The organism is Herbidospora sakaeratensis, from assembly GCF_001570525.1.
Taxonomy (GTDB): domain Bacteria; phylum Actinomycetota; class Actinomycetes; order Streptosporangiales; family Streptosporangiaceae; genus Herbidospora; species Herbidospora sakaeratensis.
Genome location: NZ_BBXC01000009.1, coordinates 509,866 through 524,075, shown reverse-complemented (window position 1 = coordinate 524,075; position 14,210 = coordinate 509,866). Strand labels below are relative to the sequence as shown.

The 14,210-nt window shown below is 69.7% G+C and carries 12 protein-coding genes; 2 read left to right on the top strand and 10 right to left on the bottom strand.

Translation table 11 applies throughout. The features are described 5' to 3' along the window. The first annotated feature begins 7 nt into the window (after positions 1-7). Both AW271_RS12395 and AW271_RS12390 read left to right on the top strand, forming a co-directional pair. On the top strand, positions 8-796 hold the full coding sequence (locus AW271_RS12395; protein ID WP_062336059.1) for an ABC transporter ATP-binding protein: 789 nt from the start codon (positions 8-10) through the stop codon (positions 794-796). Then, positions 793-1,800 (top strand): methyltransferase, encoded by a 1,008-nt coding sequence (locus AW271_RS12390; protein ID WP_062336057.1) that lies wholly within the window; start codon positions 793-795, stop codon positions 1,798-1,800. The genes AW271_RS12395 and AW271_RS12390 overlap by 4 nt, the downstream gene beginning before the upstream one ends. Before the next feature lie 18 nt (positions 1,801-1,818). On the opposite strand, the gene AW271_RS12385 is transcribed toward AW271_RS12390, so the two are convergent. The 10 genes from AW271_RS12385 to AW271_RS12340 all read right to left on the bottom strand — a co-directional run bounded on the left by AW271_RS12385 (position 1,819) and on the right by AW271_RS12340 (position 14,063). Beyond that, a complete protein-coding gene (locus AW271_RS12385; protein WP_034385786.1) occupies positions 1,819-2,379 on the bottom strand; it encodes a GTP-binding protein in 561 nt (186 codons plus the stop codon). 7 nt (positions 2,380-2,386) lie between these two features. Then, positions 2,387-2,758, bottom strand: coding sequence for a DUF742 domain-containing protein (locus AW271_RS12380; protein ID WP_030455649.1), 372 nt, complete (start codon positions 2,756-2,758; stop codon positions 2,387-2,389). 19 nt (positions 2,759-2,777) lie between these two features. Continuing rightward, positions 2,778-3,200 carry a roadblock/LC7 domain-containing protein gene (locus tag AW271_RS12375; protein ID WP_061296951.1) on the bottom strand — a complete coding sequence of 141 codons (423 nt, stop codon included), beginning with the start codon at positions 3,198-3,200 and terminating at the stop codon, positions 2,778-2,780. Then, positions 3,197-6,442 (bottom strand): sensor histidine kinase, encoded by a 3,246-nt coding sequence (locus tag AW271_RS12370; RefSeq protein WP_157554037.1) that lies wholly within the window; start codon positions 6,440-6,442, stop codon positions 3,197-3,199. Before AW271_RS12370 ends, AW271_RS12375 begins: the two co-directional genes overlap by 4 nt. Positions 6,443-6,616: 174 nt before the next feature. Then, on the bottom strand, positions 6,617-7,900 hold the full coding sequence (locus tag AW271_RS12365; RefSeq protein ID WP_062336052.1) for a glycosyltransferase: 1,284 nt from the start codon (positions 7,898-7,900) through the stop codon (positions 6,617-6,619). Positions 7,901-7,994: 94 nt separating this feature from the next. Further along, positions 7,995-9,128: a polyamine ABC transporter substrate-binding protein gene (locus AW271_RS12360; protein ID WP_083976492.1), complete on the bottom strand. Its 1,134-nt coding sequence runs from the start codon at positions 9,126-9,128 to the stop codon at positions 7,995-7,997. Positions 9,129-9,404: 276 nt separating this feature from the next. Beyond that, positions 9,405-9,989: a GTP-binding protein gene (locus AW271_RS12355; protein ID WP_030455644.1), complete on the bottom strand. Its 585-nt coding sequence runs from the start codon at positions 9,987-9,989 to the stop codon at positions 9,405-9,407. Continuing rightward, on the bottom strand, positions 9,970-10,332 hold the full coding sequence (locus AW271_RS12350; RefSeq protein ID WP_030455643.1) for a DUF742 domain-containing protein: 363 nt from the start codon (positions 10,330-10,332) through the stop codon (positions 9,970-9,972). Before AW271_RS12350 ends, AW271_RS12355 begins: the two co-directional genes overlap by 20 nt. A gap of 6 nt (positions 10,333-10,338) precedes the next feature. Next, complete coding sequence (locus AW271_RS12345) at positions 10,339-10,758, bottom strand: roadblock/LC7 domain-containing protein (RefSeq protein ID WP_062336050.1); 420 nt, start codon at positions 10,756-10,758, stop codon at positions 10,339-10,341. Then, on the bottom strand, positions 10,755-14,063 hold the full coding sequence (locus tag AW271_RS12340; protein ID WP_169806319.1) for a nitrate- and nitrite sensing domain-containing protein: 3,309 nt from the start codon (positions 14,061-14,063) through the stop codon (positions 10,755-10,757). The genes AW271_RS12345 and AW271_RS12340 overlap by 4 nt, the downstream gene beginning before the upstream one ends. Between the last annotated feature and the right edge of the window lie 147 nt (positions 14,064-14,210).

The window sequence follows — 14,210 nt, the reverse complement described above, 5'->3', positions numbered from 1 at the left end:
AGATCCGGTGCTTGAGTTAGTCGACCTGAGCCACACCTACGGCTCCTACCGCGCCATCGACCGCGTCAACCTCAAGGTCGCCCAGGGCGAGGTGGTCTGCATCGTCGGGCCGTCGGGCTGCGGGAAGTCGACCCTGCTGCGGTCGATCGCGGGGCTGATCAAACCCACCGGCGGAACCGTCCTGCTCGACGGCAAACCCGTCGACGGCAGCCCCGAGAACCTGGCTGTGGTGTTCCAGGACTACAGCCGCTCGCTCTACCCGTGGATGTCGGCGCTGGCCAACGTCGGCCTGCCGCTGCGCCGCCGCGGCCTGGACAAGAAGCGCCGCGACGCCGCCGCGCTGGCCGCCCTCGAACAGGTCGGCCTGGCCGGGGCCGCGGCGAAGTTCCCGTGGGAGATGTCCGGCGGCATGCAGCAGCGGGTGTCCATCGCCCGCGCGCTCGCCTACCAGCCGAAACTGCTGCTCATGGACGAGCCCTTCGGCTCCGTCGACGCGCAGACCCGCGAGGAGCTGGAGGACCTGACCCTCCGCGTCTGCGCCCACCACGGCATGACCATCCTGCTGATCACCCACGACGTCGACGAGAGCGTCTACGTCGGCGACCGCGTCGTGGTGCTCAGCAAGGCCCCCGGGACGGTGGTGGGCGACCTGCCCGTCCAGCTCCCCGGGCCGCGCGACCAGATCCACACCCGCGAACTCGACGCCTTCGTCCGGCTCCGCGCCGAAGTCGGCCGTCTCGTCCGCGGCATGACCCCGCAACGAAACCCGCACGGATATGGACTGGAGACCAGGTGACCCAGAACGACCCGGCCGCCCCGGTATGGGATGCGATCTACGGGATCTCCCGCTTCGCCGCCCTCGCCACGATGGCGGAGCTGGGCTGCGCCGACCATCTCGCGGCCGGCCCGCTGACGGCCGACGTACTGGCCGAACGCTGCGGCGCCGACCCGCTGTCGCTGCACCGGACGCTGCGTGAGGTGGCGTCCATGGGCTTCCTGCGCACCGTCCCCGAAGGCTACGAACTCACCGAGTCGGGCCGGCTCCTGTGCGAGGACGCGCCGGGATCGGTGCGCTCGGCCGTGCGCATGGTCGGCCAGGAGGCCTTCTGGTACGCCATGGGCCAGCTTCCCGAGACGGTCAGGACCGGCCGGAGCGTCTTCAAGGAGAAGTACGGCCACGTCTACGAGTACGTCGGCCGCAACCCCGAGGTCGCCGTGTTGTTCGACCACTACATGACGATCCGCGCCGAGCCGTTCGCGGCCGGCCTGGCCGACAACTACGACCTGAGCGACGCCCGAAAGGTCATCGACCTGGGCGGCGGGCGCGGGCACATCCTGGGCGCGCTGCTGGCGGCCAACCCGCACCTCGAAGGCGTGCTGTTCGACCTGGAGCGGGTGCTCGGCAGCGGCCGCGAGGCGCTGACCGAGGCGGGCCTCGCCGACCGCTGCGAGTTCGTCGTCGGCGACTTCTTCGCCGGCATCCCCAGCGGCCCCGACGTGTTCCTGCTGGCCAACGTCATCCACAACTGGAGCGACGAGGACAGCGTGCGGATCCTGCGCAACGTCCGGGCGGCCATGCCCGACGACGGACGGGTGCTGATCCTGGAGATCGTGCTGAGCGACGACGACTCGCCCCACGTGGGCAAGGACGGCGACATCCGGATGTTGTCGCTCTCGGGCGGCGGCATGGAGCGCACGCCCGCCGAGTATCAGACGCTGCTGGAGAAGAGCGGCCTCACCACGGCGCGGATCCTGCCGCTCACGGGGTGGGCCAGCGTCATCGAGGCCGTACCCAACTAAGGGGACCGGGGTCCCCGGCTAGCGCTGCCAGCCGGGGACCGCGACCCGCATCGTCAAAGCGTGTTCCACCAGGGTGATCAGCGTGTTCTTCACCGAGTCACGTGACCGCGCGTCGGTGCGCACGATCGGGGTGTGCGGCGACAACGACAGCGCCTCGCGCACCTCGTTCTCCCCGTGGGGGAAGCTGCCGTCGAACCCGTTGATGCCGATCACGAACGGGAGCTGCGCCTCCTCGAAGTAGTCGACGGCCGGGAAGCTGTCGGCCAGGCGGCGCGTGTCGACCAGCACGACGGCGCCGATGGCGCCCCGCACCAGGTCGTCCCACATGAACCAGAAGCGGTGCTGACCGGGCGTGCCGAACAGGTAGAGGATCAGATCCTGGTCGAGCGACACCCGGCCGAAGTCCATCGCCACGGTCGTGGTGGTCTTGTGGGGGGTCAGGCCGACGTCGTCGATGCCTTCGGACGCGTCGGTCATCACCGCCTCGGTCGTGAGCGGCACGATCTCCGACACCGCACCGACGAATGTCGTCTTGCCGACGCCGAAGCCACCCGCCACGACGATCTTCGTCGAGGTCAGGCCCCGGCTAGAGCCTGCGAAGTCCACTGAGCACCCTTTCCAACAAACCCAGATCCGGCTTACCCGCGTCGAGCTGCGGCTGGTGCACCTGCACCAGGCCCTCCGCCGCCATGTCGGCGATGACCACCCGCGTCACGCCCAGCGGCATGCGCAGCATGGCCGAGATCTCCGCGACCGACCTGACCTGACGGCAGAGCGAGGTGATCGCCTGCCGTTCCGGGGGCATGGTCGAGAGGTCCACGTGCGCCGCAATGACAGAGGAGACGAGTGCCTCCATGGCGAGCTGAACTCGCGGGGCCGTGCGCCCACCGGTCACCGCATAGGGTCGCACCAGCGAACTTTGCTCCGCCGGGGGCTCGCCTGTCCAGCCGCCTGCCACGGCGACCTCCTAATCTCGATCAACGGGGGTGGGAAGCCTGGAGCTCGGCGCGGACGGCCGGGGTCAGGACCTGACCCGCCCGCTCGACCAGCAGCGTCATCTGGTACGCCACCAGACCCATGTCACAGTCGGCCGCGGCCAGCACGGCCAGACAGGAACCATCGCTGATCGACATGATCAACAGCAGCCCGCGCTGCATCTCGACCACGGTCTGCGTCACGGCTCCACCCTCGAAGACCCGCGAGGCGCCCTGCGTCAACGAGATCAGACCCGCGGCCACGGCCGCCAGCTGGTCGGCGCGGTCCTTCGGGAATCCCTCCGAGTACGCCAGGGGCAACCCGTCAGCGGAGACCACAACCGTGTGCGCCACACCGGGCACGTTGTTCACGAAGTCTGTGATCAGCCAATTGACGCCGCGAGCGGCCTGGCTCATTTCCCTCATGCCTCATCCTTATCGGTCTCTTGACCCTGACCCTGGGCGGGGTTTGCCCCGGGCCAACCCTGCTCCTCGCTGATGTCTCCCCTCGCCACCGCGCGGCCCTGGCGTACGCCGGCCTGGAAGCTGGCCAGGCGGTTGCGCACACGATCGGGCGAGAGCGACGGCGCGGGAGCCACCGGCACGGGAGCCGAGGGCGCGGCCAGTTCGGCCGAGCCCGGCACCAGGTTGGCCTTGGGCACCCGCTTCGGCAGGCCGGACGAGGTGATTCCGCCGAGTGAGGGCTCGGCGGCCGCCTGGGCGGCCTGCCAACCGGCGTCCACCGCGGGGGACGACCACGCGGTGCGCTCACCGGGGCTCTCGTCGTCGCCGGAAACCTCGGGCTGGTCCGGCGCACGCCGGAACCAGTCGGACTCCACGGCGGCGAAGATCGGCAGGAACTCGTCGATCTCGTCGAGGGGCGAGTTGCGGACCGCGGGAAGCGGTCCGGTGTTGTCGACATCAGGTTCGAAGGGCCCGCGCTGAGCGGGCGTGCCCGGCCAGGAACCGTTCTCGGCCGGTCCGCCGGGCCATCCAGAGGTGCCGGCTGCGGGCGTCTGCCCCGGCCACGGCGTGTCGTGCGCGCCGGGATGCGGGTAGCCGCCCGAGGGGAAACCGCCGGTGTTGTGGCCACCGGTGGTGTGACCACCGGTGTTGTGACCACCGAGGGGGTGACCGCCGGTGTCGAAGCCGCCCCGCTGGTCGTAGGGGGGCTCGAAGGCGCCGCTGTCGAGCGGGCCGCGCGCGAACGCGGTGCGGTCGAACGGACCGGTGTCGGTCGGGCTCGGCCCGCCGCCGAACATGCGCGGGCCGGTGTCGAAGGAGCCCCGATCCGGCATGGGCGCGAAGGGGTCGCGCTCCGGCTGGTCGAAGGGGTTGCGCGGCGCGGCGGGCAGTCCGGGCGGGCCCGCGGGGGGCATACCCGCGGGGGGCAGGGTGTTGGCCGGCGGGTTGTCGAAGGGGTTGCGCTGCGGGAGCTGGCCGAACGAGGAGTCGAACGGCGTGCCGCCGGTGGTGCTCGCCCAGGGGTCGGGCGGCCCGTCGCTGCCGAAGGGCCGCGGCACCGTCTCGAACGGGGTCGGGCTGGCCAGGGCCGGCTGCTGCCCGAACGCGGCGGGAGCCGGCGTGCCGAACGAACCGGTGCCCGACCCGGGCAGCGCCTGCTGGGCGTTGGCGGGCAGGCCCTGCTGCGGGGCGCCGGGGAAGGCGCCGGCGGGCTGGGAGAGCAGGCTCTCGGGCAGCAGCACCATCGCGGTGAGGCCGCCGACGTCCTGCTGGCGGAGCTGGACGCGGATGCCGTGGCGCAGGGCCAGCCGGCCGACCACGAACAGGCCCATTCGGCGCGACACCGACACGTCGACGACCGGCGGGTTGGCCAGGCGCCAGTTGGCGGCCGCGAGCTCGTCGCCGGTCATGCCGATGCCGACGTCACTTACGGAGATCATCAGACCGCCGCCGTCGATGCGGTTGCTCGACACGGTGACGCGGGTCTCGCGCGGGGAGAAGGAGATGGCGTTCTCGACCAGCTCGGCGATGAGGTGGACGACGTCGTTGACCGACTGGCCGACGACCGCCGCGCCCGACTGCACCTGGATGGCGACGCGTTCGTAGTTCTCGACCTCGGAGAGGGAGGCGCGGACGACGTCGACGATCGGGACCGGCTGGCCCCAGCGGCGGGCGGGTTCCTGGCCGGCGAGGACCAGGAGGTTCTCGGAGTTGCGGCGCATGCGCGTCGCCAGGTGGTCGAGCTTGAACAGGTTGCCCAGCCGGGTCTCGTCCTGCTCGCCCTGCTCCAGGCCGTCGATGAGGGACAGCTGGCGTTCCACCAGCGTCTGGGTGCGGCGGGAGAGGTTGACGAACATCGAGTTGACGTTGCTCCGCAGGCGGGCCTCGTCACCGGCCAGCCGGATCGCCTCGCGGTGGACCTCGTCGAAGGCGCGCGCCACTTCACCGATCTCGTCGGAGGTGGTGACGCCGATCGGGGCGACCTCGGGCAGGTCGGCGGCCTCACCGGACTCGCGCAGCTTCTGGACCGTGTCGGGCAGCCGCGAACCGGCGATCTCGAGCGCCTCGCGGCGCAGGCGGCGCAGCGGCCGGGTGAGCGAACCGGCGACCAGGGTGGTGATGACGAGGACCACCAGCAGCAGGACCACGATCAGCACACCGGAGACGACGGCGCTGCGCTGCTCGGCGTCCTGCAGGGCGACCGACTGGGTGACGACCGAGTCGCCGACCCGCTTCTCCACCTCGCGCATCAGGTCGACCGTCGCGGTGGTCGAGTCGAACCAGCGCTGGAGGTCGTCGGTGCGGGTGCGGTCGAGGTCCTGGATCGCTCCGTTGAACTGGCGGAGCTGGGCGAGGGCGGCGGCGCGCATCGAGTGGGCGCGTTCGGTCATCTCGCCCTTGACCGTCTGGCGGTAGAACGAGCTGTCGGCCGGGGACGCCTCGCTCTGGAAGATGGCGAGCTGGGTGTCCTGGGAGCGGCCGGCGCTCAGGAAGTCGGACAGGTCGTCGTAGTCGAACCTGACGTTGCGCTGCAGCGGCCGGCTCGCGAGCGTGATGGCCAGCAGGCCGCGGCTCTTGGAGATGTCCTCCTTGGCCCGGGTGAAGGCGGCCAGGGCGGTGGTGTCGGCGAACAGGCGTTCGTCGGCGCCGGCGGAGCGGATCAGGTCTTCGTGGAGCGAGGTGAGCTCCGAGATCATCGTCGTGTACATGACGATGGCCGCTCGGGCGGGCACGCTCTCGTTCTCGAGGACGCCCTCGCGCAGACCGGGCAGACCGCGGAGCCATCCGGCGATCTTCGCGGCCCGGCTGAGCACACGGGTGGAGTGGCTGGAGTCGAGCGACTGGAGCGTGGCAACCGCCTTGCCGGAAAGCACGTCGACGTTGCCCGAGACCTTCTGGACCTCGTCGAACCGGCTGTTCTTGCGGCCGTCCTGGATGAACAGCGCCGTGTAGTCGCGTTCCTTGGCGAGCTCGTGGTTCAGCCCGTCGAGCTGGACCACGAGCCGCGCGACCTCGGTCAGTCTCCGGTATTCGGCGGAGGTGTTGATCGCCGAGGTGAGCTGCACCGCCGCGAAGATGACACCGACCACCGTCGGAAGCAGGATCAGGGCGACGAGACGGGAGCGCACCCGCCAGTTTCCCAGCCGCATGAACGCGGCCCCTGGAGCTTTGGCGGCGGGGGCGGGCGCCGCCTTCTCCTGCACGCCTGCCTCGATTCCGAGGCCACCTCTCGGGTCGTGCGTTGTCACTGGCTTTTACAACCTCTCGCCTGTCACTCCTGTTGCCCTCTATGGCACCAGAAATTGGAACACACTGTTACCAGATCAGCGAATTACACCCGGATCGCCGAATCGGACATCAAGTGCGATTGGTGCTTCTTACTTGGCCGCGACCTTCTCAATGACGTCCGCGGCCACGCGGAGGCCGTCTCGACGGCGGAGCTCCTCGCCCTTCGCGGCCAGGTCGGCGCGCAGAGCGGAGTCGCCGAGCAGGCGGTCGACGGCGCTGATGAGCTCCTCGCCGGAGAACTTGTAGGTGTCCAGGCGGACGCCGTAACCCTTCTCGTCGACGCGCTGGGCGTTGTCGTACTGGTCCCAGAACAGGGGCAGCACGATCATCGGCTTGCCGAAGTGCAGCGCCTCGGTGGTGGTGTTGTTGCCGCCATGGGTGATGACGAGGTCCACCAGCGGGATGATCTTCGTTTGCGGAACGAACTCGGCGCCCCACATGTTGGAGGCCAACTCGATCTCCTCGTGGAGGGGGCCCTTGGAGACGATGTACTGGTGCGGCGTACGCGACAGCACGTCGATCACCCGGCGCATCAGCTCGACGTCGGCCGAGCCGAGCGAACCGAGCGAGAAGTAGACCAGCGCGTTGTCACCGCGCTCGAACGGCAACGTGAAGTCCTCGTCCGTCTCTCGTACCGACGAATCCAACCGGGTCCACGAAGGCCCGAGCGGGCGCTCGACAGTGTAGTCGAGGAATTCGGGGTAAACGTAGAGATTCGCGTCACCCTCGTGGATGAAGTCAAGGTCCGGGAGCGGCGGCGCGCCCTGCTCCACGACCCATTCGTTGTACGCCGTCCAGATCTCGCGGTGGGTGCGGTCGTACTCCTCGTTGAACTCCTTCCACCCCTCACCGGTGGCCGGGAGACCGGAGAAGACCGGGGCGACGCCCTCGCCGCGCATCTCCAGCGGGTTGCACGACATGATGCGCACGAACGGCACGCCCGCGGTGAGCAGCGCGGGGAAGGTGATGACGTTGTCCTCGACGATGACGTCGGGCTTCACCCGCTCGATGATGGCCTTGAGCTGGGGCTCGCAGTACTTCGCGCCGTCGATGAGGGCGTCCCAGATCGGCTTGGTGACCGTCTCGAGCTGCTCCTGCGTCGACTTGCGGTACTCGGGCGCGGTGTCGCGGATGAAGTCCTTCCAGAACTGGCCCGCGTCCTGCTCCTCGGCGTCCTCGGCCGGCGGGGCGAGGTCGACCAGGTCCTCCTCGAACCCGAGGGCGGTCAGCTTGCCCTTCCACGACGCCTCGGCCGCGAACACCACGCGGTGGCCGCGCTTGAGCAGGACGTCTCCGATGCCGATGCAGTTGTTGGTGGGCCCGTACGCGCTCTCCGGCATGAACAGGACGGTGAGCGGCTTCTCAGCAGACATTGGGGTTCTCTTCTCGCGGTAAACGATCGTTCCAACGCGGGCGGCGAAAAGCGGCGAAGCCCCCGGGGACTCCGCCGCGGTGCCCCTCACAGCGTCACTGCGCGGCGGTGACCTCGGTCGACAGGGTCGTGTACTTCACCGAGTCTTCGCCCAGGTCGATGATCGACTCGCCCTGCAGCAGGTCGGCCGGCGTGTACTTCAGCGGCTCGTTCGAGGCGAGGACGTCGGCCGGGACCTTCTCCATGGCGGCCTTGTTCGGCACCTTGTAGAGGATGTTCTGGGCCGCCCAGCCGTGCTGCTCCGGGTCGAGGATGAAGTTGATGAAGGCGTGCGCGGCTTCCTTGTTCTTGGACGCCTTCAGGATCACCATCGTGTCCACCCAGAGGTCGCTGCCCTCCTTGGGGACGACGAAGCCGACGTTGGGCTCACCCGTGGGGCACCAGCCGTCCCAGGCCTCGGCCATGACGGCCTCGCCCTTGGCGACCTTGGCGCCGAACTCGGTGTCGTCGAAGGCCAGCAGCTTGGGCTTGGCGGCCTCCAGCATCTCCTTGGCCTTGGCGATCACCGCGTCGTCGGTGGTGTTGATCGACGCGTTCATGGCCTTGAGGGCGGGCAGCGCGAGCCAGCGCTCGGTGGTCATGAGGGTGATCTTCTTCTCGTACTCCGGCTTCGGCTGGAGAAGATCGTTCCAGCTCGTGGGAGCGGGCTTCACCAGGTCGGTCCGGTAGCAGATGCCGGTCGTGCCCCAGGTGTAGGGAACCGAGAAGTTGTTGCCCTTGTCGTAGGACAGGTTCGACGCCTCGGGGTAGAGGTTCGCGAGGTTCGGGATGAGCTCCTTGTGCAGGGGCTCCAGCAGGCCTGCCTCGTTGAGGGCCTGGGCGTACTGGCCCGACACGAACGCCACGTCGAAACCGACACCCTTGGAGGCCGTGATCTTGGCCATGGCCGTCTCGTTGGTGTCGTGGATCGCCTTCTCGATGGTGAAGCCGAGCTTCTCCTTGACGCGGTCCTTCAGGTCCTCGGGGCTGTAGCCGTCCCAGATGGTGAAGGTCAGGCTCTGCTTGGTGAGGTCGGCGTTCGGGTCGAGCTGCGCGGCGGTGGCGCTCGGCGCGGCGGCGCCGTCCGCCGTGGTGGCGGGGTTCGAGCCGCCACACGCGGCCAGGGCGAGGACAAGGCCGGCGGCGGTGACAACAGCCGGCAGATGACGGGTGTGCCGGATTCGGGACACGACCGCTACTCCTTCTGAAATTTGCCTGATGGCCTGCAGGGGGGCAGACCAAAGGGGGAGTGTTGCAGCACGTATCAACACAGATCAAGACTTTTCAGGACATTGTTAGCTGGACGTTCACACTTCGATTTGAAGGATGCTTCAGCATCCTGTCAACCAGTGAAATGGGACTCCAACTCTCACACATCCACGAACTACCACAATCCGGACAAAAACATGGGCCACCTGCCGGGGACAGATGGCCCTCAATGCCCGTGAGGTGCGGATTGTTCCCGATCAGTATTGCCGACCGTATGCGGAACGTACGGTCAGTACGTACTCAACAAGGGTGATCAGGGTGGACTTGACCGCTTCACGGGACCGCGCGTCGGTCCGCACGATGGGCACGTGCGGCTGCAGCGACAGAGCCTCGCGAATCTGCTCCTCGGCGTGCATGAACACGCCGTCCCACCCGTTCAGCGCCACGACGAACGGAAGCTGCGCCTCCTCGAAGTAGTCGATCGCCGGGAAGCTGTCGGCAAGCCTGCGGCTGTCGACCAGTACGACGGCACCGATCGCGCCGCGGACCAGATCGTCCCACATGAACCAGAACCTGTGCTGCCCGGGGGTTCCGAACAGGTAAAGGATCAGGTCCTGATCGAGCGAGAGACGACCGAAGTCCATGGCGACGGTGGTCGTCGTCTTCTCCGGCGTGAGCCCGAGGTCGTCGATCCCCGCGCTGGCGTCGGTCATGACGGCCTCGGTCGTCAGCGGAAGGATCTCCGAGACGGCGCCGACGAACGTCGTCTTGCCCACGCCGAAACCACCCGCCACGACGATCTTCGTCGAGGTCAGGCCGCGACTAGAGCCTGCGAAGTCCACTGAGCACCCTTTCGAGCAAGTTAAGGTCGGGCTGGCCCGAGCTGATGAGCTGTGGCATGTGCAGTCGCACCAGCCCTTCGTCGGCCATGTCGGCGATCAGCACCCGTGCCACCCCGAGGGGGACCCGGAGCAGCGCGGAGATCTCCGCGACCGATCGCACGGATCGGCAGAGCGTCATGATCGCCTCCTGCTCGGGGCCGAGCAGGGAGTAGTCATCGCCCATCATGGTCGCCGTGGAGACCAGCGTCTCCATCGCCAGATGGTAACGCGGCTCGGCGCGTCCTCCGGTGACGGCATAGGGACGGAAAAGGGGTTCGTCCTCGGTCCCCTCACCCGCGCGCATCGGGCATCACCGCCGCGCCGAGTGCAGCTCGGCACGCAGAGCCGGGGTCAGCGCCTGTCCGGCGCGCTCCACCAGGAGGGTCATCTGGTACGCGACAAGGCCCAGATCACAATCGTGTGACGCCAGCACCGCGAGGGCCGAACCGTCACTGATCGACATCACCATGAGCAGTCCGCGCTGCATCTCCACGACGGTCTGCCGGACCGGCCCGCCCTCGAACACCCGGGAGGCGCCGGTGGTCAGCGAGGCCAGTCCGGCCGCCACGGCGGCCAGCTGGTCGGCCCGGTCGGGCGGGAACCCGTTGGAGTGGGCCAGGCGCAGGCCGTCGGCCGATACCACCACCGCGTGGGCCACCCCCGGGGTGCCGCCCACGAAGTCGGTGATCAGCCAGTCGAACCTGCTGACGTCGACACTGAGCTCAGTCACGAGCCCTCCTCCTCATTACCCGTGCCTTCCTGCGTCCTTTCGGCCCGCCCTCGTCGTACGCCCTGCTGGAAGCTGGACAGCCGGTCGCGTACGGCCTCCGGCGAGACCTGGGGCCGGGGTGACTCCGGCGGCGCCGCGCCCGTCCCTCCCTGGGGCTGCGTCCCGACGGAACCCGGCACCAGGTTGGCACGGGGCGTCCGCTTCGGGAGCCCCGACTGTGTGACGCCCCCCGAGGCCGGTTCGTTGGCCGCACGAGCCGCCTGGAAGCCTTGATCGGCATGCCGGCCCCACGGAGTCGCCCCAGGCGTCACAGGGGCATCTGGAGCCCCAGGAGCAGCGGGCGCGGGGGTCGGCTCGGGCCGCGTGAACCAGGCCGACGACTCGACCGACGCGAAGATCGGCAGGAACTCGTCCCCCCGCTCCAGCGGCGTGTCCGCCACCGGCCGCCCGGCGGGCGGAGCCGCCGACCCGGCGGGCGCCCCGAGAACGGGGAACGCGCCGGAGTGCTCGGTGAAGGGCGGCGCGAGCGGCGTCGGCTGCGTGTCCCCGGTCGAGGGCCGCAACCGCCCGGTCTGCCCGCTCTGCCCGCCGCGCCCGCCCTGCCCAGGCTGCCCGCCCTGCCCAGGCTGCCCGCCCTGCCCGGCGGTACCGGCAGGACCGGTAGGACCGCCGGGACCGCCCAAACCCGCAGAGCCGCTGGGACCGCCCGAACCCGCAGAGCCGCCAAAGCCCCCCGAACCTGCGGAGCCGCTGAGACCACCCGGCCCCCCGGCACCGGCCAAGCCCGAGGACCCGCCGGGACCCGTGGAATTCGCAGGGTTGCCGGGGCCCGCGGAGCCACCGGGACCTGCGGGCATCGCGGCATCGCCGGAGCCCGCGAAGCTGCCGGGACCTGCGGCACCCGCCTGGCCTATCCGGCTGATCGGGCCGGTCGAACCGGCAGGGTTGATCGGGCCGGTCGAGTTGGCCGGATTGGTCGGTCCCGTCGGGTTCGTCGGGTTGTTCGGGTGGCGGCGTTCGAAGCCTGGGAACGTGCCGCCCGGGGGCTGGCTCTGCCTGGGCACCCGGCCGCCCGGAGGCGCGAAGGAGTCGTCCGCCGGAGAGCGGGGCGACGGCGGTTTGCGCTGGGGCAGGCCGCCCGCGCCGGCCGTCACGGGACCGGTCGCGTGGGGGCCCGTGCCGAAGGAGACCGGGCCCGTGGTGATCGGGCCCGTGGTGATCGGGCCCGTGGTGATCGGGCCGGTGGTCGCCGGACCCGTGGCGATGGGGCCCGTGTGCTGGGTGAACGGGCCGGTCGGGAGGGCGGGCAGCGGGCCCGTGGGGAGTTCCGGGCGGGGCCGGGTGACCTGGGGCTGCTGCGGGGGCTGGGCGGGGGCGTCGGCGTTGCTGATGAGCTCGGCCGGGAACAGCACCATCGCGATGATGCCGGTGCTGTCGCCGCGGCGGAGCTGGACGCGGATGCCGTGGCGGCCGGCCAGGCGGCCGACCACGAACAGGCCCATGCGGCGGGAGACCGAGACGTCCACGACCGGCGGCTCGGCCAGCCGGGTGTTGACCTCCAGCAGTTCGTCGGGGTTCAGCCCCATGCCGTTGTCGGTGATGGCCAGCAGGACCGCGCCGCCCTCGATCGGGCTGCTCGACACGATGACCTTCGTGCTGGGCGGCGAGAACGAGATGGCGTTCTCGACCAGCTCGGCCACCAGGTGCACGACGTCGTTGGCGGCGTGCCCGGCGACGGCCGGCGAGCGGTGCACCCGCACGGTCACCCGCTCGTAGTCCTCGACCTCCGACAGGGAGGCGCGCACGACGTCCACCAGCCGGGCCGGGGAGCTGCGCTTGCGCGCGGTCTCGTGCCCGGCGAGGACCAGCAGGTTCTCGGAGTTGCGGCGCATGCGGGTGGCCAGGTGGTCGAGCTTGAACAGGTCGGCCAGGCGGGCGCCGTCCTGTTCGCCGCGCTCCAGGCCGTCGATGAGCGAGATCTGGCGTTCGACGAGGGTCTGGGTGCGCCGCGACAGGTTGACGAACATCGCGTTGACGTTGTTGCGCAGCCGCGACTCCTCGCCGGCCAGTTTGACCGCCTGGAGGTGGACCTCGTCGAACGCCTGCGCGACCTCGCCGATCTCGTCGTGGTTGTCGCCCGCGATGGGCTGCACCGCCGGTGAGGTGTCGCCCGTCTCCGACTCGCGCATGCGGCGCACGATCTCCGGCAGCCGGGTGCCCGCGATGTCCAGCGCCTCGGCGCGCAGCCGCCGCAGCGGGCGCACCATCGAGCGGGCGATCAGCACGGTCGTCACCAGGACCAGCAGGATCAGCGCGAGGATGAGCCCGCCGGCCACGAGGGCGCTGCGGCGCTCGGTCGAGCGCAGGTTGTCGGCGCGGGTCCGCAACGAGGTCGCGACCTGGGCCTCGACCTCGGAGATGGCGTCCAGCACCGTGCCGTTGTCACGGAACCAGTCCTGCGCGGTCAGCACCCGCCCGGGGATCGGCTTGAGCGGCTGGTTGCGCGAGCCGAGCGCGACCGCCCACGCCTTGGCCATCTCGACGTCGGTGCTCGCCTTGCTGATCCGGGCGGCGTGGAAGGCTTGGAACTGGGCCGTGGTCGCCTCGGCGTTGAAAGCGCTCTCGTACGTCTCCTGCCGCGACCACGAGCCCAGGAAGCGCTGGAGGTCGTCGGGGGTGAACGACTGACGGGGCTCCAGGAGCTCGCCGACCATGATGGCCCGTTGTTGCGAGGCCTCGTCCTTGACGTGGGCCAGCGCGCTCAGCGCGTTGGACGCGGTCACCACGCCCGGGTCGTCGCTGAGTTCGCCGAGGTCGTCGTGCAGGCGCAGGACGGTGGCGATGGTGGCGCCGTACTCGAAGAAGACCGAGGTCGCCGGGTCGTCGTCGCGTTCGGCGGCGTGGCTGTCGGTCACCGTCTCCAGGCGGTTGAGCACCTGGCGGGCGTCCTCGGCGACGCGCGGCCCGAACGACGCGTCGACGGCCTCCAGATCGGCGATCGACTTCTTGATCATGCCGTCGACGACCAGCTTCTGTTCCGCGAGCGTGTCCCGATGCTGGCGGATGGTCTCGTCGGCGTTGCGCAGCGCGCTCTGCACGCCGACCAGGCCGTCGAGCCAGGCCTTGTGGTCGCGTTCGGCCGCCAGCTGCTGCGCGAGTTCCCGCAGGCGACCGGCGTACTCGGCCGCCGTCGCGGTCCGCTCGTAGGCGGACAGGCTGTCTACTGAGCCGACGACCCGCATGCTGGCCAGGATGACCGCGATGAGCGTCGGCGCGAGGATCAGCGCAGTGAGCCTTGTGGGCACACGCCAGTTGCGCAGCGCGAAACGGCTTGCCCGCTTGTGAGTGGACACCGGCCCCCGCCATTCGTACTTGACAAAAAGCCCTTCACACTCCTGACAGCGTGAAGTGACATAGCCATACAAGCGGGCACAATTCGACCACAAGGTCAT